Origin of the sequence: Streptomyces sp. NPDC012769 (assembly GCF_042901205.1) — a bacterium.
Classification (GTDB): domain Bacteria; phylum Actinomycetota; class Actinomycetes; order Streptomycetales; family Streptomycetaceae; genus Streptomyces.
Genome location: NZ_JBIBCP010000008.1, coordinates 64,579 through 85,012 on the forward strand (window position 1 = coordinate 64,579; position 20,434 = coordinate 85,012).

18 protein-coding genes are annotated in these 20,434 nt (G+C 72.9%); 11 read left to right on the top strand and 7 right to left on the bottom strand.

Features of this window, described 5'->3' with window-relative positions:
- Positions 1 to 20: 20 nt before the first annotated feature.
- Complete coding sequence (locus ACFY7C_RS33685; protein ID WP_389658795.1) at positions 21 to 641, bottom strand: MerR family transcriptional regulator; 621 nt, start codon at positions 639 to 641, stop codon at positions 21 to 23.
- Positions 642 to 908: 267 nt separating this feature from the next.
- Between ACFY7C_RS33685 and ACFY7C_RS33690 the strand changes: the two genes are divergently transcribed.
- The 5 genes from ACFY7C_RS33690 to ACFY7C_RS33710 all read left to right on the top strand — a co-directional run bounded on the left by ACFY7C_RS33690 (position 909) and on the right by ACFY7C_RS33710 (position 5,251).
- Complete coding sequence (locus tag ACFY7C_RS33690; RefSeq protein ID WP_389658339.1) at positions 909 to 2,447, top strand: flavin-containing monooxygenase; 1,539 nt, start codon at positions 909 to 911, stop codon at positions 2,445 to 2,447.
- Positions 2,444 to 3,403, top strand: a complete 960-nt coding sequence (locus ACFY7C_RS33695) for an alpha/beta fold hydrolase (protein WP_389658342.1) — start codon at positions 2,444 to 2,446, stop codon at positions 3,401 to 3,403. Before ACFY7C_RS33690 ends, ACFY7C_RS33695 begins: the two co-directional genes overlap by 4 nt.
- Positions 3,400 to 4,281 carry an SDR family oxidoreductase gene (locus ACFY7C_RS33700; RefSeq protein WP_389658345.1) on the top strand — a complete coding sequence of 294 codons (882 nt, stop codon included), beginning with the start codon at positions 3,400 to 3,402 and terminating at the stop codon, positions 4,279 to 4,281. The genes ACFY7C_RS33695 and ACFY7C_RS33700 overlap by 4 nt, the downstream gene beginning before the upstream one ends.
- Positions 4,282 to 4,391: 110 nt before the next feature.
- On the top strand, positions 4,392 to 4,565 hold the full coding sequence (locus ACFY7C_RS33705; protein WP_389658348.1) for a hypothetical protein: 174 nt from the start codon (positions 4,392 to 4,394) through the stop codon (positions 4,563 to 4,565).
- Positions 4,566 to 4,711: 146 nt separating this feature from the next.
- The gene (locus tag ACFY7C_RS33710; RefSeq protein WP_389658351.1) at positions 4,712 to 5,251 is read left to right on the top strand and encodes a GNAT family N-acetyltransferase; all 540 of its coding nucleotides are present in this window, start codon (positions 4,712 to 4,714) and stop codon (positions 5,249 to 5,251) included.
- Here the strand turns inward: ACFY7C_RS33710 and ACFY7C_RS33715 are convergent.
- Positions 5,194 to 8,937, bottom strand: coding sequence for a S41 family peptidase (locus ACFY7C_RS33715; RefSeq protein ID WP_389658354.1), 3,744 nt, complete (start codon positions 8,935 to 8,937; stop codon positions 5,194 to 5,196). The two genes, ACFY7C_RS33710 and ACFY7C_RS33715, sit on opposite strands and share 58 nt — an antisense overlap.
- 194 nt (positions 8,938 to 9,131) lie before the next feature.
- Between ACFY7C_RS33715 and ACFY7C_RS33720 the strand changes: the two genes are divergently transcribed.
- Entirely contained in the window at positions 9,132 to 9,704 is a 573-nt protein-coding gene (locus tag ACFY7C_RS33720) for a TetR/AcrR family transcriptional regulator (protein WP_389658357.1), read from the top strand.
- 143 nt (positions 9,705 to 9,847) lie between these two features.
- The gene (locus ACFY7C_RS33725; protein WP_389658360.1) at positions 9,848 to 12,061 is read left to right on the top strand and encodes an MMPL family transporter; all 2,214 of its coding nucleotides are present in this window, start codon (positions 9,848 to 9,850) and stop codon (positions 12,059 to 12,061) included.
- Positions 12,062 to 12,280: 219 nt separating this feature from the next.
- On the opposite strand, the gene ACFY7C_RS33730 is transcribed toward ACFY7C_RS33725, so the two are convergent.
- Positions 12,281 to 12,643: an SsgA family sporulation/cell division regulator gene (locus ACFY7C_RS33730; protein ID WP_389658363.1), complete on the bottom strand. Its 363-nt coding sequence runs from the start codon at positions 12,641 to 12,643 to the stop codon at positions 12,281 to 12,283.
- A gap of 169 nt (positions 12,644 to 12,812) precedes the next feature.
- Here ACFY7C_RS33730 and ACFY7C_RS33735 point away from each other — a divergent pair, with 169 nt between their 5' ends.
- The 4 genes from ACFY7C_RS33735 to ACFY7C_RS33750 all read left to right on the top strand — a co-directional run bounded on the left by ACFY7C_RS33735 (position 12,813) and on the right by ACFY7C_RS33750 (position 16,670).
- Positions 12,813 to 13,880: an energy-coupling factor ABC transporter permease gene (locus ACFY7C_RS33735; RefSeq protein WP_389658366.1), complete on the top strand. Its 1,068-nt coding sequence runs from the start codon at positions 12,813 to 12,815 to the stop codon at positions 13,878 to 13,880.
- 1 nt (position 13,881) lies between these two features.
- On the top strand, positions 13,882 to 14,643 hold the full coding sequence (cbiQ, locus tag ACFY7C_RS33740; protein WP_389658369.1) for a cobalt ECF transporter T component CbiQ: 762 nt from the start codon (positions 13,882 to 13,884) through the stop codon (positions 14,641 to 14,643).
- Positions 14,631 to 15,404, top strand: coding sequence for an energy-coupling factor ABC transporter ATP-binding protein (locus ACFY7C_RS33745; RefSeq protein ID WP_389658372.1), 774 nt, complete (start codon positions 14,631 to 14,633; stop codon positions 15,402 to 15,404). Before cbiQ ends, ACFY7C_RS33745 begins: the two co-directional genes overlap by 13 nt.
- A gap of 102 nt (positions 15,405 to 15,506) precedes the next feature.
- Positions 15,507 to 16,670 (top strand): serine hydrolase domain-containing protein, encoded by a 1,164-nt coding sequence (locus ACFY7C_RS33750; RefSeq protein WP_389658798.1) that lies wholly within the window; start codon positions 15,507 to 15,509, stop codon positions 16,668 to 16,670.
- Positions 16,671 to 16,704: 34 nt separating this feature from the next.
- Here the strand turns inward: ACFY7C_RS33750 and ACFY7C_RS33755 are convergent, their stop codons facing one another.
- The 4 genes from ACFY7C_RS33755 to ACFY7C_RS33770 all read right to left on the bottom strand — a co-directional run bounded on the left by ACFY7C_RS33755 (position 16,705) and on the right by ACFY7C_RS33770 (position 20,424).
- Positions 16,705 to 17,112, bottom strand: a complete 408-nt coding sequence (locus ACFY7C_RS33755) for a hypothetical protein (protein WP_389658374.1) — start codon at positions 17,110 to 17,112, stop codon at positions 16,705 to 16,707.
- Between the two features lie 195 nt (positions 17,113 to 17,307).
- Positions 17,308 to 18,159 (bottom strand): EamA family transporter, encoded by an 852-nt coding sequence (locus tag ACFY7C_RS33760; RefSeq protein WP_389658377.1) that lies wholly within the window; start codon positions 18,157 to 18,159, stop codon positions 17,308 to 17,310.
- Complete coding sequence (locus ACFY7C_RS33765) at positions 18,156 to 18,656, bottom strand: YbaK/EbsC family protein (protein ID WP_389658380.1); 501 nt, start codon at positions 18,654 to 18,656, stop codon at positions 18,156 to 18,158. The genes ACFY7C_RS33760 and ACFY7C_RS33765 overlap by 4 nt, the downstream gene beginning before the upstream one ends.
- A gap of 124 nt (positions 18,657 to 18,780) precedes the next feature.
- Positions 18,781 to 20,424, bottom strand: coding sequence for a penicillin-binding transpeptidase domain-containing protein (locus ACFY7C_RS33770; protein ID WP_389658383.1), 1,644 nt, complete (start codon positions 20,422 to 20,424; stop codon positions 18,781 to 18,783).
- Between the last annotated feature and the right edge of the window lie 10 nt (positions 20,425 to 20,434).

The following is a 20,434-nucleotide window of genomic DNA, read 5'->3' on the forward strand; positions in this document are numbered from 1 at the left end:
CGACTCCGTGGGCCCGACGGTCAGGAGATCTCGCGGAGCCGCCGGTCCAGGGCGAGGGACAGCTCCGCCTCCACCACGCTCTTGGCCAGCGGGCGCAGCCGCTGGACGTCCTTCGCGTCGGCGTACTTGCCGAGGAGTTCGGTGAACAGCTCCGCGAGCGCCTCCGCGTGTTCGCGGACCCGGCCGCCCGCCTCCAGGACGGCGGCGAGCGGGACGCCCTCGCGGACGAGGGCGGAGGAGACGTCGAGGAGGCGGCGGCTGACGTGGACGATGTCCTCGCCGTCGGTGGCGAGGTAGCCGAGGTCGAGGGCGGCGGCGAGGTTCTCGGGGGTGACCTCGCCGGCGAAGTGGTCGGCGAGCTCCTCGGGGGCGAGGCGGACCGGTTCCTCCTCGGTGGGGGTGCCGAGTTCGAGGACCTCGCCGACGTTCCGGCCGGACTCGAAGGCGGTGGTGAGGTCGACGATGCCGTTGAGGGTGTGGCCGCGTTCGAGCAGGGCGGCGATGGTGCGCAGGCGGGCCAGGTGGCGGTCGTCGTACCAGGCGATGCGGCCCTCGCGGCGGGGCGGTGGGATCAGGCCGCGCTCGCGGTAGAAGCGCAGCGTGCGGACGGTGATGCCGGCCGCGGCGGCCAGGTCGGCCATGCGGTACTCGCGCGGGGCGCCCCCGGCCTCCGCCCCGGTGCCCGCCGGCACGTCGCCGGCCTCCCGCCCTGCCGCACCGGCGTCCGTGCCGGCCGTTCCCGCTGCCTCCGCCTGTTCCCCTGATCGTTCAGCCACGCTCGCCAGCCTATGTTGTACCGCCGGTAACTTTCCCTGGCTTACCCCTACCGCTCGGTATGCCGCTGCTCTACAGTCCCGATTGTGCCAGTGATTGCTGGCGTAATCTTGGCCGGGCGCACGGGAGGCGGCATGGCGAAGCACGAGCACGTACGGGTGGCGGTGATCGGATCGGGATTCGGCGGACTCGGAGCCGCCGTCCGGCTGCGCCGCGAAGGGATCACCGACTTCGTCGTCCTGGAGCGGGCCGACTCCGTGGGCGGCACCTGGCGGGACAACAGCTACCCCGGCTGCGCCTGTGACGTCCCCTCCCACCTCTACTCCTTCTCCTTCGCGCCCAACCCGGACTGGCCGCGCACCTTCTCCGGCCAGCGGCACATCCGCGCCTATCTGGAGCACGTCACCGACACCTTCGGGATCCGGCCGCACCTGCGGCTGAACCACGAGGTCACGAAGATGGCCTGGAACGAGGGCGAGCTCCGCTGGGAGATCGAGACGAGCGGCGGCTCCTTCTCCGCCGACGTCGTCGTCTCCGCCACCGGGCCGCTCTCCGACCCGAAGATCCCCGACATCCCGGGGCTCGCCGACTTCCCCGGCAAGGTCTTCCACTCCGCCCGCTGGGACCACGACTACGACCTCACCGGCAAGCGCGTCGCCATGGTCGGCACCGGCGCGTCCGCCATCCAGATCGTCCCGGCGATCCAGCCGAAGGTCGGAAAGCTCACCCTCCTCCAGCGCACGCCGCCGTGGGTCATGCCCCGTGTCGACCGCGCCATCAGCGGCCCCGAGCGCTGGCTGCACCGGCAGCTGCCGTTCACGGCGACCGCCCGCCGCGGCATCCTGTGGGGCATCCGGGAGCTCCAGGTGAGCGCCTTCACCAAGCGGCCGAACGAGCTCGGCCTGGTCGAGCGGCTCGCCAAGGCCAACATCGCCCGGTCGATCAAGGACCCGGGGCTGCGGGCCAGGCTGACCCCCTCGTACCGCCTCGGCTGCAAGCGGATCCTGCTCTCCAACACGTACTATCCGGCGCTCGCCCAGCCCAACGTCGATGTGATCGCCTCCGGTCTGAAGGAGGTCCGCGGGAACGTCGTGGTCGCCGCCGACGGGACCGAGACCGAGGTCGACGCGATCGTCTTCGGCACCGGTTTCCACGTCACGGACATGCCGATCGCCCCGCGCGTCATCGGTGCCGACGGCCGCTCCCTCGCCGAGCACTGGAAGGGCGGCATGGAGGCGCTGCGCGGCGCGACCGCCGCCGGCTTCCCCAACTGGATGACGATCATCGGACCCAACACCGGTCTCGGGAACTCCTCGATGATCCTGATGATCGAGTCCCAGCTGAACTACATGGCCGACTACCTGCGCCAGCTCGACGTCCTCGGTGGTCGCGCGGCCCTCGCCGCCCGGCCCTCCGCCGTCGGCACCTGGAACCGCCGGGTGCAGTCCCGGATGGAGCGGACCGTGTGGAAGGCGGGCGGCTGCGAGAGCTGGTACCTCGACGCCAACGGCCGCAACACCACGTTGTGGCCGGGCACCACGTCCGAGTTCCGGCGCGAGACGCGGACCGTCGACCTCTCCGAGTACGAGGTGCTGCGCGCCCCCGCGGAGCCGGGTGCGCACGAGGCCGAGCCGGCCCGCCGTACCTCCCGCAAGAAGGAGGCGGTCCAGTGATCGCACGCGAGTTGACGGTCACCTCCGCCGACGGTTCGTCGCTCCACGTCGAGGTGTACGGCCCCGAGGGCGCGCCCGCCGTCGTCCTGGTCCACGGCTGGACCTGCTCCACGCGCTTCTGGGACGCGCAGACACGGGCCCTCGCCGTCGACCACCGGGTCATCGCCTACGACCAGCGCGGCCACGGCGGTTCGCCCGAGCCGGCGGACCGGCTGACCGGATACTCCACGGAGGCGCTCGCCGACGACCTGGAGGCCGTTCTCGCGGCCACCCTCGGTCCGGGCGAGCGAGCCGTGCTCGCCGGCCACTCCATGGGCGGCATGACGATCATGGCCGCCGCCCGGCGGCCGGTCGTCCGGCAGCACGCCGCCGCGGCGCTGCTCTGCTCGACCGGGCCCTCGCGGCTGACGGCCGAGGCTCTCGTCGTACCGCTGCGGCCCGGCCGGGTGCGGAGCCGGCTGACCCGCTCGATCCTGGGGTCGAAGGCGCCGCTGGGGCCGGTCACGCCGATCTCGAAGAGGATCCTCAAGTACGCGACGATGGGGCCGGCTTCGGCGCCCGACCGGGTCGACGCCTGTGCCCGGATCGTGCACGCCTGCCCCCGCGCGGCCCGCCACGGCTGGTCGCGGGTCCTCGCCGGGCTCGACGTGGAGGCCGACGTACGGGAGTTGCGGATGCCCGTGGCGGTGCTCGTGGGCACCGGCGACCGGCTGACGCCGCCCCGGCACTCCCGGGCGATGGCGGCCGCGCTGCCGCACTGCACGGGCCTGGTCGAGCTGGCCGGAATGGGCCACATGACGCCGGTGGAGGCCCCGGAGGCCGTCACGGCGCAGATCCGCGAACTGACGCTCACCTACCTGGGCGCCAAGGAGACCGCCAAGGCCAAGGAGACCGCCAAGGCCAGGGCGAACGCCGAGAAGAAGCACTCCGAGGAGAAGGAGGAGGCAGGGGCATGAGCAGGGTCAGCCTGGAAGGGCAGGTGGCGGTCGTCACCGGAGGAGCCCGTGGTGTCGGAGAACTCCTCGCCCGCAAACTCTCCGCGCGCGGCGCGCGGATCGCGCTCGTCGGCCTGGAGCCGGACCTCCTCAAGGAGGTCGCCGGCCGGCTGCACACCGAGGCCGACTGGTGGCACGCCGATGTCACCGACCACGAGGCGATGGCCAGGGTCGCGGCCGAGGTGAAGGAGCGGTTCGGCAAGGTCGACATCGTGGTCGCCAACGCCGGCGTCGCGGCCGGCGGCCCGTTCGTGGACTCCGACCCGGTCGCCTGGCGGCGGGTCATCGAGGTCAACCTGATCGGCGGCGCCGTGACGGCCCGGGCGTTCCTGCCCGTCCTCATGGAGTCCCGCGGCTACTTCCTGCAGATCGCCTCGCTGGCCGCGATGACCCCGGCGCCGATGATGACGGCGTACTGCGCCTCCAAGTCCGGTGTGGAGGCCTTCGCGCACAGCCTGCGCGCCGAGGTCGCCCACAAGGGCGTGAGGGTGGGCGTCGGCTATCTCTCCTGGACCGACACCGACATGGTGCGGGGCGCCGACCAGGACGACGTGATGCGCGAGCTGCGCTCCCGGCTTCCGTGGCCGTCGAACCGCACGTACCCGCTCGGGCCGGCCGTCGACCGGATCGTCGCGGGGATCGAGCGGCGTTCGGCCCATGTGTACGCCCAGTGGTGGCTGCGCGGGATGCAGACGAGCCGCGGCTATCTGCCCGGGATCATCGCCACCGTCGGCCGGCGCGAGATGAGGCGCTTCGAGCCGCGCCTCGCGTCCGTCTCCAAGGGGCTGGTGGGCGCGGGCGGCGCGGCCGACGAGCAGGAGCGCTCAGCCTCCCGGTGACTGTCCGTATGTGATCGAAATGCGCAGAGTGTCCTGACATGTCAGTCTGAGGGAGGCCCAGGGGCGAGCAACGCCCCGTTCCCCTCACAGCCTTCTAGGAGTGAATCTTCATGGGCATCAAGGACGAGATGCAGGACAAGGCGCAGCAGGCCAAGAACAAGGCGCGGAGCGCCAAGGACGAAGCCTCGGAGCGCGCCTCGCAGGCCAAGGACCGTCTCCAGGAGAGGCGCGACCGGGCCCAGCGAGAGGACCAGGACCGCCGGGACCAGGACTTCCAGGCCTGACGGCTGACGCCTGTTCTGTGAGGAAGGCGCACCCGGGACGCCGGGTGCGCCTTTCGCATGCCCGGGGGTGCCGAGGGCAAGGGTCGGGCCGGCGACCTGTGGATAACCGGCCGCACGGAACCGGGAAGTTACGTACCGTGATCCCCATGGCCGTAACCGAGCTCGTCATCGAGCGACTGCGATCCGATCACGCGCCCGCCCTGCTCGCCTTCGAGCGGGAGAACCGGGCCTACTTCGCCGCCTTCGTACCCGACCGCGGAGACGACTACTTCTCCGATTTCGACGTGCGCCACCGCGACCTGATAGCGGCACAGGAGGCGGGGGAGATCCATTTCCACGTCTTGGTCGGGGAGGACGGGGAGATACTCGGCCGGGTCAACCTGCTCGACGTCGACACCGGCGCCGGAACCGCAGAGCTCGGCTACCGGCTCGCCCAGAAGGCCACCGGGCGCGGGCTCGCGACCGAGGGCGTACGGGAGGTGTGCCGGCGAGCCGTCGAGGAGTACGGGCTGCGCCGGCTGACCGCCTTCGCGGCGCTCGACAACGCCCCGTCCCGGGCCGTGCTGGCCCGGATCGGCTTCGGCGCGGTCGGGAGCGTGACGCTGGACGGCGACCAGCCGGGCACGGCCTACGAGTTGGACCTCGGCGGCAGTTTCGGCCGGGAGCGGTCCGGCACCGCCTCGTAGCCGGGAGGGCTCGCGGGCGGGTTCTCCTCCAGGAGGGCGAGGGCCACGTGGACGGCGTCGTCGAGCTGGGCGTGCCGTCCCTCGGCCCAGTCCAGCGGGGTGCGCAGGATCGCGAGGTCCGGTGCCACGCCGTGGTTCTCGATGGACCAGCCGTATTCGGGGAACCAGGCCGCGTTCATCGGGACCGTGATCTGGGTGCCGTCGCCCAGCCGGTGGCGGCCCGTCATGCCGACGACCCCGCCCCAGGTGCGCTGGCCGACGACGGGCCCGAGACGGAGCAGTTTGAAGGCGGCGGTGATCATGTCGCCGTCGGAGGAGGTGGCCTCGTCGGCGAGGGCGACGACGGGGCCGCGCGGAGCGTTGGAGGTGTAGCTGACGGGCTGGGCGTTGCGGGTGAGGTCCCAGCCGAGGATCTTGCGGGTGAGCTTCTCTATGACCAGCTCGCTGATGTGGCCGCCGGCGTTGCCCCGGACGTCCACGATGAGGGCCGGCCGGGAGACCTCCATGCGCAGGTCGCGGTTGAACTGGGCCCAGCCGGAGCCGCCCATGTCGGGGATGTGGAGGTAGCCGCAGCGGCCCTGGCTGACCTCGCGCACGACGGCGCGGCGCTTGGTCACCCAGTCCTGGTAGCGCAGCGGCCGTTCGTCGACGAGGGGCACGACGGCGACGCGGCGGGCGCGGCCCTCGCCCTCGGCGGGGGTGAAGGTGAGTTCGACCGTGGTGCCGCCGGTGCCGGCGAGGAGGGGATAGGGGCCGGCGACGGGATCGACGGGCCTGCCGTCGACATGGGTGAGGACGGCGCCCTCGCGGATGCCGGTGCCGGCGAGCGGCGAGCGTGCCTTGGAGTCGGAGGAGTCGCCGGGCAGGATCCGCTTGACCACCCAGCGGCCCTCGCGGGGCACGAGGTTGGCGCCGAGCAGGCCCTGGGGGCGCTGGTAGTGCGGCGGCCCCTCGTTGCGGCGGGCGGGGGTGACGTACGCGTGGGAGGTGCCCAGTTCGCCCATGACCTCCCGCAGCAGGTCGGCGAACTCGTCGGGCGAGGCGACCCGTTCCACCAGGGGACGGTACTGGTCGAGGACGGCCGCCCAGTCGACCCCGCCCATGTCCGGTTCCCAGAAGTACGCGTGGACGATCCGGCCCGCCTCGTCGAAGGCCTGCCGCCACTCGGCGGCCGGGTCGACCTCGTGCACGATGCGCCGCAGGTCCAGGTAGACGGTCGAGTCGCCGTCGCCGGACTCGTTGGCGGGGACGGCCCGCAGCTCGCCCTCGTCGACGACGACGAGCCGGGAGCCGTCGCCGCTGACGGCGAACCAGTCGAGGTGGTCGACGAGTTCGGTCTTGCGGGCCTTGGTGATGTTGTAGTGCTCCAGCGTGGGCCGGGGCGAGGGGTCGGAGGGGTTGGCGAAGGTCTCGCCCAGCGCGCCCGAGATCGGCCAGCGCAGCCAGACGAGGCCGCCGCCGGCGACCGGGTGCAGGGAGGAGTACTTGGAGGCGGTCACGGGGAAGGGGGTGACCCGCTCGGGAAGGCCCTCGATCTCGACGGTCACGGTGCCGTCGCCGGCGCCCGCCTCGTCGTCGACGGGATCCATGCCGCCGGCGGCGGGCCGTCCGTCGGGAAGGAGAGCGAAGGGGGAGGGGGTCGCGGAGGACAGCGGGACGAGGTAGGGGCGACAGCCCAGCGGGAAGGACAGGTCGCCGGTGTGCACGTCGTACACCGGGTCGAAGCCGCGCCAGGAGAGGAAGGCGAGATAGCGGCCGTCGCGGGTGAAGACCGGACTCTCGTCCTCGAAGCGGCCGTTGGTGACGTCGATGATGGTGGGGGCGCCGGGGCCGGAGATGCGGGCCATCTTGATGGAGCGCAGGGAGCGGCCGATGCCCGGGTGGGACCAGGTCAGCCAGGCCCCGTCGGGGGAGAAGGCGAGGTCGCGGACGGGCCCGTTGAGCGAACGGATCAGCTCCGTCACCCCGCCCGCCCCGGCCTCCACGACCGGCGCGGCGCCCCCGGCCTGCCGTGGCACCTCGGGCGCCTCGGGCTGACGGGAGGCCTCAGGCCCGGCCTGTCCTGGCACCTCGGGCGCCTCGGGCTGACCGGAGGCCTTAGGCCCGGCCTGCCCCGGCGCCTCGGGCTGACCGGAACCCTCGGCCCCGGCCTGCCCCGGCGCCTCGGGCTGACCGGAAGCCTCGGCCCCGGTCTGCCCGGGCACCTCGGCCCCGGTCTGCCCGGGCACCTCCGGCGTCCCAGCCGCCCCTGGCACCCTGGCTTCCCCAGGCTGCCCTTGCGTCTCCGGAGCCCCCAGAGTCCCGGGAGCCTCCGCAGACCCCGGCGTCTCATCCGCCGCCCCCAGCTCTCCCAGCTCTCCCGGCTCTCCCGTCTCCCCATCCCCCGCGAGTTCCTCGGCGAGCTCCTGCGCGAGGTCCTCCGCGGTGTCGATGAGGAGCAGGCGGCCGTCGCTGGAGGCGATGGCGAGGCGTTCGCCCTCGGGGTCGGAGACCATCTCCTCGACCCGGCCCAGTCGGCCGGAGGCGAGCCGGCGCGGGGCGCGGTCGCCGGTGGCCCGGGGCAGGTGGGCGATCTCGATGGCGTCCTCGCCCTCGGCGTCGGTGACGTAGGCGACCTGGTCACCGCTGCCCAGCATCTCGGGCAGCCGGACACGTACGCCGGGCGTGTCGGCGATGGTGCGGGCGGGGCCGTCGCGGTGGGTGAGCCAGTAGAGGCTGCCGCGCACGGAGACGGCGCTGGCCCGCCCGGTCTCGTCGACGGAGAGGGCGTCCACGTGGTGGGCCGCGGGCACCTGGTAGGGGCGGCGGCCGGTGCGCGGACCGCCGAGCCGGACGTCCAGGCGGCGGGGCCGGGAGCCGGCGGTGAGCTCGTCGACGATCCACAGCTCGCCCGCGCACTGGTAGACCACGCGCCGGCCGTCGCTGGAGGCGTTGCGGGCGTAGAACTCGTCGTGGTCGGTGTGGCGGCGCAGGTCGGTGCCGTCGGGCAGGCAGGAGTAGAGGTTGCCGATGCCCTCGTGGTCGGAGAGGAAGGCGATCCGGAGCCCGCCCTCGCCGGCGGGCGCGGCGACGAACATGGGGCTGTCGAGGTGGCCCTCGATGTCGGGGAGCAGCCGTTCGCCGTGCAGCCACAGCCGGCCCATGGCGCCGCCCCGGTAGCGCTTCCAGGAGGCCGGTTCGTGCGGCGGCGTGCCGGTGAGCAGCAGGGTGCGGCGCTGTGCGTCGAGGTCGGCGACGGCGATGTCGTGGACCGGGCCCCAGGGCATCCGGCCGCCGGGGGAGCCGTCGGTGGGCACGGTGTAGGCCCAGGAGAAGTACGAGAAGGGCTGGCCGTGGGAGGAGACGGCGAGGATGTCGGACCGCCCGTCCTCGCAGGGCGGCGACCAGCCGCAGACCCGGGTGTCGGTGGACCCCCAGTAGGTGAGGCGCCGGGACGGGCCGCCGTCGACGGGGGCGAGGTGGATCTCCGGATCGAGGCTGCGCCAGCTCGTGTAGGCGATGTGGCGCCCGTCGGGCGAGAAGCGCGGATGACCGACCCGGGTCCGGTCGGCGGTGATCCGCCAGGCCCGGCCGGGCCGCTCGCCCTCCGGGGCGAGAGGGGAGACCCAGAGGTCGTCCTCGGCCGCGAAGCACAGCAGCTCGTCGTGGAGGTGCGGGAAGCGCAGATACGCGAGGTCGTCACTCACCTCCTCATGCTTTCCGCGCTGAGGGGCCGCGGCAACTCGTACGTACGTCCGGGGGGGCGACGGCGCCGGTTCCGCGTGTGTCCCAGGACACGTACGAAACGGTTTCGTTTCGCTAAGTGCGGGGGTATCGTCATGGTGTACGAAACGAAACCGTTTCGTACGTTGAGGTCGACGGTCGTCGAAGGAGGCAGGGCATGGCCCGCAGCAGGCTCACCCCCGAACGGGAGGCCGAGCTGTACGAAGCCGTGCTCGACCTGCTCCGCGAGGTCGGCTACGACGCCCTCACCATGGACGCCGTCGCCGCCCGCACCCGGTCCAGCAAGGCCACCCTCTACCGCCAGTGGGGGAGCAAGCCCGAACTCGTCGCCAAGGCGCTGCGCCACAACAAGCCGGTCTCGCTCGCCGAGATCGACACCGGCAGCCTGCGGGGCGACTTCCGCGCGATGCTGGAGCGGACCGACGACTGCCAGATGGAGAAGGACTCCGCGCTGATGCGGGGCCTGACCCATGCCGTCCACGACAACCCCGAACTGCTCCAGGCGCTCCGCGAACTGCTCATCGAACCCGAGATGACCGGCCTCGACGAAGTGCTGAACCGAGCCGTCCGTCGGGGCGAGGTCGACGCCGACAACCCGGCGCTGAAGCTCGTGCCCCACATGCTGATCGGAGCGTTCATCGCCCGCCCGCTGATCGAGGACCAGCCGGTGGACACCGCGTTCCTCCACGCCTACGTCGACGCCGTCGTGCTCCCCTCACTCGGCGCCTGACCCGCGACGGGCACCGGCTTCCCCGGCCGGTACGCCCGCCACATCCGTACCCGCACCACCGCACCACCTGACGCTGCGCACCGCTCACGCCGTCGGGCCGGCTCCCCATGCCCTGTCCCACTCAACACCGGGAGTACGCCCCCGTGGCCACGTTCCTCTACAAGCTCGGCCGCTCCGCCTTCCGGCGCCGACGGCTCGTCGCCCTCCTCTGGGTGGCGCTCCTCGCGCTCGCCGGCGTCGGCGCCGCCACCGCGCCCACCGCGACCTCCAGCTCCTTCTCCATACCCGGCACCGAGGCCCAGCGGGCCTTCGACCTGCTCGAACAGCGCTTCCCCGGCGGCAGCGCCGACGGGGCCACCGCCCGCGTGGTCTTCAAGGCCCCGGCCGGCCAGAGCATGAAGGACCCCGCCAACAAGGCCAAGGTCGACAAGACCGTCGCCGAGCTGAAGGACGGCTCGGACCAGATCGCCCAGGTCACCGACCCGTACACGGCGCAGACCATCTCCCGTGACGGTTCGACCGCCTATGTCTCCGTGGCCTACAAGGTCAACGCGATGGAGCTGACCGACGCGACCCGTGACGCGCTCAAGGAGGCCGGGCACCACGCCCAGGGCCAGGGCCTGACGGTCGAGATCGGCGGCGACGCGCTGCAGAGCATGCCGGAGCAAGGCGCGGGCGAGATCATCGGCGTGGTCGTCGCGGGCATCGTGCTCGTGATCACCTTCGGTTCGCTCGTGGCCGCCGGACTGCCGCTGCTCACCGCGATCATCGGCGTCGGCATCGGCATCTCGACGATCACCGCGCTCGCCAGCGTCCTCGACCTCGGCACCACCACCTCCACCCTCGCGATGATGATCGGCCTCGCGGTCGGCATCGACTACGCCCTGTTCATCGTCTCCCGCTACCGCGCGGAGCTCGCCGAGGGCCGCGAGAAGGAGGAGGCCGCCGGCCGCGCCGTCGGCACCGCCGGCTCCGCCGTCGTCTTCGCCGGCCTCACCGTGGTCATCGCGCTCGTCGGCCTGGCCGTCGTCAACATCCCGATGCTCACCAAGATGGGCTTCGCCGCGGCCGGCACGGTCGTGATCGCCGTCCTCATCGCGCTCTCCCTCATCCCCGCGCTGCTCGGCTTCGCCGGGGACAAGGTCGTCGCCCGTAAGCAGCGCAAGGCGGACGCGGGCCGGGGTCAGAGCCAGGGCCAGGGCCAGAGCCCGGACCGGCAGGGCCGGCCCGGTGCCGACGAGGAGAAGCCCAACGCCGGCACCCGCTGGGCCCGCTTCGTCCTTCGCCGCCCGCTGATGGTGCTGCTCGTCGGCGTCCTCGGCCTCGGCGCGATCGCCGTGCCCGCCGCCTCCCTGGAGATGGGCCTGCCCGACGACGGCGTGAAGCCCGTCTCCACCAGCGAGCGGCGCGCCTACGACCTGCTCTCGGACGGCTTCGGCCCGGGCTTCAACGGCCCACTCCTCGTGGTCGTCGACGGCGACAAGGCCGCCGCCGACCGGACCGTGTCGACGATCAAGGGTCTGGAGGGCTGGGCGCACGTCACCCCGCCGACCCCGAACGAGGCCGGCGACACCGCGATGATCACGGTCGTCCCCAAGGACCGCCCGTCGTCCGTGGAGACCGAGGAGCTCGTCCACGACATCCGCGGGGCCACCGGCGACGACGTCCTGGTCACCGGTGCCACCGCGATGAACATCGACTTCTCGCAGAAGATGAACGACGCGCTGCTGCCCTACCTGGCGCTGGTCGTCGGACTCGCCTTCCTGCTCCTGATGGTGGTCTTCCGCTCGGTCCTGGTCCCGCTGAAGGCGGCCCTCGGCTTCCTGCTCTCCGTGGTCGCCGCGCTCGGCGCGGTCGTCGCGGTCTTCCAGTGGGGCTGGCTGGGCAGCCTGTTCGGTGTCGAGCAGACCGGCCCGATCATGTCGATGATGCCGATCTTCATGGTGGGCGTGGTCTTCGGCCTGGCGATGGACTACGAGGTGTTCCTCGTCACGCGGATGCGCGAGGCGTACGTCCACGGGGCCCGGCCCGGCGAGGCGATCGTCACCGGCTTCAAGCACGGCGCACGGGTGGTCACCGCCGCCGCGGTGATCATGATCGCGGTCTTCGCGGGCTTCATCGGCTCCAGCGAGCAGATGGTCAAGATGATCGGCTTCGGTCTGGCCGTCGCCGTCCTCTTCGACGCCTTCGTGGTCCGCATGGCGATCGTCCCGGCGGTGCTGGCGCTCCTCGGCCACAAGGCCTGGTGGCTGCCGAAGTGGCTCGGCCGCGTGCTGCCCAACGTGGACGTCGAGGGCGAGGCCCTGACGACCGCCACCCCCGCGGCCCCGGCCGAGAAGGAGCTGGTCAAGGCCTGAAGGGTGCCTTGGGTGCCGTACGGGCCGAGGGCCGCGCACCGGCCCGGGGCCGTGCGCGCCCAGGTACGCCCTGGCCCGGGGCCGTGCGCGCCCAGGTACGCCCTGGGCCGAGGCCGTAAGAGCCCGAGGCCGTGAGACTCCGGGCCGCCGCTTGAGCGGGCGGCGGGCCCGGACCGCGCCGGACCTGTGGGGACGGGAACCGACGCGGCGCGTACGCCGTCAGCGTGCCGACATCGGCGCGCCGACGGCGTACGTGTGCTTGAGGAAGCGCAGCAGCGCGGTGGTGTCGAACTGGACGACCGCGACGCCGTCGTCCGTGTGGAACTCCACCACCGTCTGGACCCGTCCGCACGGCCACACGCCTATGTCCCCGCGTCGGGCGGGGGCGCGCAGCCCGGTCTCCAGGAGGGTGCGGGGGAAGGACCACTCGATGTCGCCGGGGAAGACGAACCGTACGGTCGCGGGCTGGAAGCCGGGGTCGTAGCGGAGGGCCACCGGCACCGGCCGGTAGAGCGGGGCGTCGCTGATGATCCGGCCCTTGGCGTGGTCCTCGACTCCTTGGTCATCGGCGGCGCGGGGCATCGGTCGGCTCCTCACACTCAGCGGCACTCACAGGCTCGGGTCACTCACAGACTTAGCCATTAGTCCCTAATGTCCCATTCTTTCCGGGCGTACGCTCGGGGGGCGTGCCCTACACCTGACCTCTGAGCGCTCTTGCAAACTATTCGCAGGAGGGCTCATCATTCGGGGCGTGCACGTACCTGACGGATTCATCAACGCTCCCATATCGGCCGCTGCCGGTGTCGTCGCCGTCGGCGCCGTCGCCGTCAGCCTGCGCGGAGCCCGACGCGAGCTCGACGAGAGGACCGCGCCGCTCGCCGGCCTCGTCGCCGCCTTCGTCTTCGCCGTACAGATGCTCAACTTCCCCGTCGCGGCCGGAACAAGCGGGCACCTCCTCGGCGGTGCGCTCGCGGCGATCCTCGTCGGGCCCTACACCGGCGTGCTGTGCATCGCCGTCGTCCTGCTCATGCAGGGCGTCCTCTTCGCCGACGGCGGCCTCACCGCGCTCGGCGTCAACATCACCGTCATGGGCGGCGTCACCGTCCTCGTCGCCTACGCCCTCTTCCGCGGCCTGGTCCTGCTGCTGCCCCGGACCCGCCGCTCGGTGACCGTGGCCTCCTTCGTCGCCGCGCTGGTGTCCGTACCGGCCGCGGCGGCCGCCTTCACCCTGATCTACGCGATCGGCGGCACCACCGACGTACCGCTGCCCAAGGTCCTCACCGCGATGGTCGGCGTCCACGTCCTCATCGGCGTCGGCGAGGCCGTCATCACCATGCTCACCGTCGGCGCGGTGATCGCCGTCCGCCCCGACCTCGTGTACGGCGCCCGCGGCCTGAGCGCCCCGCTGAAGCTGCGCGTGGACGGCGAGCTCGTCGACGCGGCACCCGCCACCTCCGACGCGGCCCCGGCCCGCTCCCCGAAGAAGCTGTGGATCGGCGGTGTCGTCACCGCCCTCGTCCTCGCCGGCTTCGTCTCCTTCTACGCCTCCGCGAGCCCCGACGGCCTGGAGAAGGTCGCCGCCGACAAGGGCATCGACGCCAAGGTCGAGCCCCACGCCGCCGCCGACTCGCCGCTCGCCGACTACGGAGTGAAGGACGTCGACAACGCCCGGCTGTCCGGCGGCCTCGCCGGTGTCATCGGCGTCGGCGCGACCCTGGCCGTGGGCACGGGCGCCTTCTGGGCCGTCCGCCGGCGCCGGCAGCACACCAGCGGCCAGGCGCAGTCGCAGGCCCAGTCGCAGGCACGGGCCCAGGCCTGACGTGGGGGCGGGACACGCGCACAAGCTCTACCGGCGGGCCCACTCGCCGGTCCACGCGCTGCCCCCGCACGCCAAGCTCGCCGCCGTCTTCGCCTTCGTCGTAGTGGTCGTCGCCACGCCCCGCGAGGCGATGTGGGCCTTCGGCCTCTACGCGGTCCTGCTCGGCGTCGTCGCCGCGTGGGCCCGCGTCCCGGCCGGCTTCCTGCTGAAGCGGCTGCTCATCGAGATCCCGTTCGTCGCCTTCGCGGTGCTCATGCCCTTCGTGGTGCCCGGCGAGCAGACGACCGTCCTCGGCGTCCAGCTGAGCGTGCCCGGCCTGTGGGGCGCCTGGAACGTCCTCGCCAAGGGCACCCTCGGCGTCGCCGCCTCCGTCCTGCTCGCCGCCACCACCGAATTGCGCGCCCTGCTCCTCGGCCTGCAGCGGCTCGGGCTGCCGTCGCTGCTCGTCCAGATCGCCTCCTTCATGATCCGTTACGGCGACGTGATCACCGACGAGATGCGGCGCATGTCGATCGCCCGCCGCTCGCGCGGGTTCGAGGCCCGGGGCGTACGGCACTGGGGCGTCCTCGCCAAGACCGCCGGCGCCCTCTTCATCCGCTCGTACGAACGCGGCGAACGGGTGCACCTCGCCATGGTCAGCCGGGGCTACACCGGGTCGATGCCGGTCATCGACGAGGTCGCCGCCAGCCGCGCCGAGTGGACCCGGGCCGCAGCCCTGCCCGGTGCCGCCCTCCTCATCTGCCTCCTGGGATGGACCCTGTGACCGTGGACGCCGCCACCGCCGCCGCTCCCTCGCTCGACGTCCGCGGCCTCGCGTACGCCTACCCCGACGGCCATCAGGCGCTGTTCGGAGTGAACCTGACCGTCGGCCGCGGCGAGCGGGTCGCCCTGCTCGGCCCCAACGGCGCCGGCAAGACCACCCTCGTCCTGCACCTCAACGGCATCCTCACCGGCGGTGCGGGCTCCGTCACCGTCGCCGGGCTGCCCGTCGGCAAGCGGCACATGGCCGAGATCCGGCGCCGGGTCGGCATCGTCTTCCAGGACCCCGACGACCAGCTGTTCATGCCGACGGTCCGCGAGGACGTGGCCTTCGGCCCGGCGGCGGCGGGGCTGCGGGGGCAGGAGCTGGAGGCGGTGGTCATGCGCGCCCTGAACCGGGTCGGCATGGCGGAGTTCGCCGACCGGCCCCCGCACCACCTCTCCTTCGGACAGCGCCGCCGGGTGGCGGTGGCGACCGTCCTCGCGATGGAGCCGGAGATCCTCGTCCTCGACGAGCCCTCCTCCAACCTGGACCCGGCCTCGCGCCGCGAGCTCGCCGACATCCTGCGCTCCCTGGACGTCACCGTCCTCATGGTCACCCACGACCTGCCGTACGCCCTGGAGCTGTGCCCGCGCTCGGTGATCCTCAGCGAGGGCGTGATCGCCGCCGACGGGCGGACCGCCGACGTCCTGGCCGACGATGAGCTCATGGCCCGGCACCGCCTGGAACTGCCGTACGGCTTCGTGCCGAGCTCGGTGGCCTGAGGCGGCGGCCCGCCGGTCGATCGGTCGGGGCCCCGGAATCGGCGCGGTTCGCTCCCCGTTGCACCATGGGGAGTCGGTCGTACGAGAGAAAGAGTGGACCAGGTGGACGTCCGGGGCACGGTGGCGGCGGGATTCGAGCCGGTCAGGGACGCGTTCCTGCGCAACTTCGAGCAGCGCGGCGAGCGGGGCGCGGCGGTCGCGGTGTACCGCGACGGCACGAAGGTCGTCGACCTGTGGGCCGGGACGAGGGACGTCGATGGAGAGGCGCCGTGGGCCGTGGACACCGCCCAGGTCGTCCGCTCGGCCACCAAGGGCGTGACCGCGGCCGTGCCGCTGCTCCTGCACCAGCGCGGCCAGCTGGACCTGGACGCCCCGGTCGCCACGTACTGGCCCGAGTTCAAGGCGGCAGGCAAGGACCGGGTGACGGTGCGGCAGCTGCTCGCCCACCGCGCGGGCGTGCCGGTCCTCGACCGTCCGCTGACCCTCTCCGAGGCGGTCGACCTGGAGACCGCCACCGCCGCCATCGCCGCGCAGGCCCCGGCCTGGGAGCCCGGCACCGCCCACGGCTACCACGCCCACACCTTCAGCTGGCTGCTCTCCGGCCTCGTCCACCGGGTCACCGGCCGCACCATCGGCCGCTGGGTCGCCGAGGAGATCGCCCGCCCGCTCGGCCTCGACCTCTGGATCGGCCTGCCCGCGGACGAGGCCCACCGGGTCGGCCGCCTCGGCCCGGTCGAGGAACGGGAGCCGGCCGACAGCCCGGCGCTGAAGCTCCGCCCCAAGCCGGCCGTCACCGAGGCCTACCGGAACCCGGACTCGCTGACCCGCCGGGCCTTCGAGGTGATCGAGCCCCGCCCCGACGAGAACGGCCCGGCCTACCGCGCCGCCGAACTCCCCGGCTCCGCCGGCGTCGCCACCGCCCGCGCCCTGGCCCGCTTCTACGCGGCCACCCTGGGCCCCGTCGACGACGGCCCCCGCCTCTTCGCCCCGGCGACCCTCACCCTCGCCCGAACCGAGGAGTCCGCGGGCCCCGACCGTGTCCTCGTCGTGGGCACCCGCTTCGCCCTCGGCCACATGCTCCACGGCCCCGCCTCCCCCCTCCTCGGCCCCACCTCCTTCGGCCATCCCGGCCGCGGCGGCTCCCTCGCCCTCGCCGACCCCGACTCCGGCATCGCCTTCGCCTACGTCACCAACGGCATGCGCAAAACCGTCACCGCCGACCCCCGCGCCCAGTCCTTGCTCAAGGCGGTCCGGGCCTCGCTGTGACCGCCCCGGCGGGCGACTCCACCCGCGTCCGGCTCTACGGAGCCCCCTGACCCAGCCGTGCGAAGCCCGCGATCCGGGAGGAGAACGTCAGCTCGCAGCTCTCGGCGAGGGCCGAGCGGATGCCCGCCGTCACGTCGGCGTCCGGGGTGCCGAACACCTCGAAGCGTTCGACGCGGCAGTGCTCCATCACCTCGCGGATGTACGGGTCCGCCAGCCGCCAGTGCGTGCGGACCGCGTCGGAGTCGCGGTAGAGCTGGAAGCTGTGGGCCCGCATCCGTTCCTCGTCCACGAAGGTCTGCACCATCAGCTGGGGGCCGTGCTGTCGGGCGAAGGCCACGGCGCCCTCGATGGCGGCCCGGAAGCCGTCCAGGTGGCCGTCGAGGATGCGCATGGTGTTGCGGAAGAGGAGGATCGCGTCGTCGCCGCCGTCGTGAGTGGTCATGGTCCGACTCTGGATCCTCGACCGAGGTTGAGGTCAAGCGGTCACGCGGTCACGCGCGTGGGTGGGACGGGGCGGGCCGGATGCGAACCGGCGTCCTCCTCCATGCGGTGCAGGCGCGACGACCTCTGCGCTACGCGCCCCGTCCCGGCCGTGATCGTACGCGGGGCGGGCGCCCGGTGACCGGTGGCCGGGGGATCAGCTCGCGTACAGCATCAGTCCGATGCCCACCACCATCAGGCCCGCCGCCGCCACCCGCGGGCCGCCGAAGCGTTCCTTGAAGAAGACCGCCCCGATGGCGGCGCCCACGATGATGGAGGACTCGCGGAGGGCGGCGATCGGGGCGAGCGGGGCCCTGGTCTGGGCCCACAGCACGAGGGCGTAGGCGGCGAAGGAGAGGGCGGCGGCGAGCAGCCCGCGTCCGACGTAGGGGCGGAGTTCCGCGGCCAGGGCCGGGCCCCGGCGGGCGAGCGTGTAGAGCGGCACGACCAGCCCCTGCAGGACCATCAGCCAGGCGACATAGCCGATGGGGGTGCCCGAGGCGCGCACCCCGACGCCGTCGACGACCGTGTACGCGGCGATCGACAGGCCCGTCGCACCCGCCGCCAGCAGGGCGGGCCGGTGCGGCCGGGCGCCCTTGCCGCGGATGCCCCACAGGGCGAGGCCGGTCAGGCCCGCGCTGGCCACCGCGACGCCGGCGAGCTGACCGGCGTCCGGGACCTCGGCCACGAACACCGCCGCCAGCAGCGTCACCACCAGCGGCGCCGTGCCGCGGGCGATCGGATACACCTGGCCGAAGTCGCCGAGCGAGAAGGACCGCATCAGCAGGGCGAAGTACCCGACGTGGAGGATCGCCGAGGCGACCAGACACGGCCAGGCGCCCGCCGCCGGCAGCGGCACGAAACAGGCGGTGACGGCGCCGATCAGCGCGCCGCCGCCGGTTATCAGGGTGAAGGACAGCAGCTGGTCCCTGATGTGCGCGGCGATCGCGTTCCAGCTCGCATGTGTCACGGCGGCCAACAGCACCGCCGCCGTGACCAGCGGCGTCACGCCGTACGCTCGCGGACGTCCACCAGGGTGCCGCCCGCGTGGGCGATCAGCGACGCGGGGTCCAGCGCGAACACGGTGTGCGGGTTCCCGGCCGCCGCCCACACCACCTCGTGGTCGAGCAGCCCCCGGTCGGCGAGCACCCGCGTCCGCGTGAGGTGCCCGAAGGGCGGGACGCCGCCGATCGCGTAGCCGGTGGTCTCCCGTACGGCCCTGACATCGGCACGGGTGACCTTCGCCGCGCCCAGCTCCTCCCGCACCCGCTCCACGTCCACCCGTGAGGCGCCGTCCATCAGGACGAGCACCGGCACCCCGTCCGCCGCGAACACCAGCGACTTCACGATCTCCGACACCTCGCAGCCGATGGCCTCGGCGGCCTGCTGGGCGGTGCGGGTCTCGTCCGGGAAGCGGCGGAGCTCGACATCGAGCTCCAGCTCCTTCAGGGCGGCGGCGAACCGGGGGTGGGCGAGCGACAGAGCGGGGGAGTCAGACGTCGTCATGCCCCCGCACGCTAGCGGTACGTGTACGGGGCACGCGAGCGGATTCCCGGACGGGTCCCGGACCTGCAGGGCTTCCGCATGCCGGTCCTCCTCCCACCGCGCCTGCCCCCACCGCGCCTCCGCCCTACCCCGCCTTCAGCACCTGCGCCACCACCGGCCCCGCCGCGTCCCCACCGTGACCGCCGCCCTCCACGAACGCCGCCGCCGCGAGGTCCTCCGCGAAGCCGGTGAACCACGAGTCGGACACCCGCTGCCCGTCCACCTCCGCCGAACCGGTCTTGGCGCCCTTGTCGCCGCGGACCGAGGCCATCGCGTCCGCGCCCGTCCCGCTGGTCGCCGTGCGCCGCATCATCTCGCGCAGCTGCCGGGCCACCGAGGCCGGCAGCCGGCGCTCGGCCTGCGCGAACTCGCGGTCGTCCACGTCCCTGGAGACCAGATAGGGCTGCCGGAAGACGCCGGACTTCGCCGTCGCGGTGATCGACGCGATGTTCAGCGGGTTCATGGTGACCGTGCCCTGGCCGATGTACTGCTCCGCCGCCGCGCCGCCCGTCGCCTCCGGGACGGAGCCGTCCTCCGACACGATCCCGGTCTTCCAGTCGAGGCCGATGCCGAAGACCTCCCTGGCCTCGCGGGCCAGGCCGGAGTCGTCGCCCTCGGTCTCCTTCACGTCGTCGATCTTCTTGATGAAGGCTGTGTTGCAGGACCGGGAGAAGCTCTCCGCGAAGGTCTTCCCGTTCAGCGAGAAGCCCTTCAGGTTGGTGATGGTCCGGCCGTTGTACATGGCCTCGGCCGGACACTCCGCGACCTGGTCCGCCTTCACCAGGCCCTTCTCCAGGAGCAGCGCCGCCGTCACGATCTTCAGCGTCGAGCCCGGCATCTTCCGGCCCTGGAAAGCCGCGTTGAAGCCGTTCGCCGGGCTGTTCGCCACCGCCCGCACCGCGCCCGTCGACGGCTGGATCGCCACCACGGACGCCGTCCCGTACCGGGCCACCGCCTTCTCGGCCGCCGCCTGCACGTCCGCGTCGATCGTCGTCTCGAGCTTCCCCGTCTCGCCCTTGGCGAGGGTGAGGAGCGTGGTGGCCGGGGTGCCCTCGACACCCGGGTCGACGAAGACCTCGACGCCCGGCTTGCCGCCCGCGGTCGCCCCGTACCGCTCGCGCAGCTGGTCCAGGACCGGCCCGAGCGACGGGTACTTCTCCGCCGTGAGGACCCGGCCCTTGCGGTCGACGGCCTCGATCGCGCCCGTCTTCGCCCCGCCGGTGCGGATGGTGGCGCCCTTGGTGAGCCTGGGGTGCAGCACGGCCGGCTTCCAGTCGACCAGCGGCCGGCCGGTGGTGAGCCCGCGCACCACGGTGAGCTGCGAGGAGTACGTCCACGGCTTGGAGACGCCCTGGTAGGTGACGGTCGCCTTCACCGTGAACGGGACGGTCGCCCCGGTCGCCGTCCCCGCGGTGATCGTCGTGGCCGAGACCTTCGCCTCCTCCCGGAAGCCCGCCAGGGCCGGCCCGGCGTCCACGGGATTGTTGGTGAGCTGGGCGGCCCGGTCGGCCTCCCCGGTGGCCCAGGCGGCCAGGAACTCCTCGGCCGTCCCGGTCACCTCCTCCGAGCTGACCGGTCCCGTCTTCCTCGACTCGGACCCGGCCTTGGTGCCGGTGCCGCCCGTCCCTCCCGTGATCCCGTTCCAGAGGTTGTAGCCCCCGTAACCCACCCCGCTCGCCACGACGACGAAGACTCCTCCGACGACCGCGACCTTGACACCACTGCGCATGGCTGCGCCT

Excerpts from the sequence above, each read along its gene's own strand:
- ACFY7C_RS33685 (WP_389658795.1), bottom strand. The coding sequence starts at position 641 with ATGGCCGACCTGGCCGCCGCGGCCGGCATCACCGTCCGCACGCTGCGC.
- ACFY7C_RS33690 (WP_389658339.1), top strand. The coding sequence starts at position 909 with ATGGCGAAGCACGAGCACGTACGGGTGGCGGTGATCGGATCGGGATTC.
- ACFY7C_RS33700 (WP_389658345.1), top strand. The coding sequence starts at position 3,400 with ATGAGCAGGGTCAGCCTGGAAGGGCAGGTGGCGGTCGTCACCGGAGGA.
- ACFY7C_RS33705 (WP_389658348.1), top strand. The coding sequence starts at position 4,392 with ATGGGCATCAAGGACGAGATGCAGGACAAGGCGCAGCAGGCCAAGAAC.
- ACFY7C_RS33710 (WP_389658351.1), top strand. The coding sequence starts at position 4,712 with ATGGCCGTAACCGAGCTCGTCATCGAGCGACTGCGATCCGATCACGCG.
- ACFY7C_RS33720 (WP_389658357.1), top strand. The coding sequence starts at position 9,132 with ATGGCCCGCAGCAGGCTCACCCCCGAACGGGAGGCCGAGCTGTACGAA.
- ACFY7C_RS33730 (WP_389658363.1), bottom strand. The coding sequence starts at position 12,643 with ATGCCCCGCGCCGCCGATGACCAAGGAGTCGAGGACCACGCCAAGGGC.
- ACFY7C_RS33745 (WP_389658372.1), top strand. The coding sequence starts at position 14,631 with ATGGACCCTGTGACCGTGGACGCCGCCACCGCCGCCGCTCCCTCGCTC.
- ACFY7C_RS33755 (WP_389658374.1), bottom strand. The coding sequence starts at position 17,112 with ATGACCACTCACGACGGCGGCGACGACGCGATCCTCCTCTTCCGCAAC.
- ACFY7C_RS33765 (WP_389658380.1), bottom strand. The coding sequence starts at position 18,656 with ATGACGACGTCTGACTCCCCCGCTCTGTCGCTCGCCCACCCCCGGTTC.
- ACFY7C_RS33770 (WP_389658383.1), bottom strand. The coding sequence starts at position 20,424 with ATGCGCAGTGGTGTCAAGGTCGCGGTCGTCGGAGGAGTCTTCGTCGTC.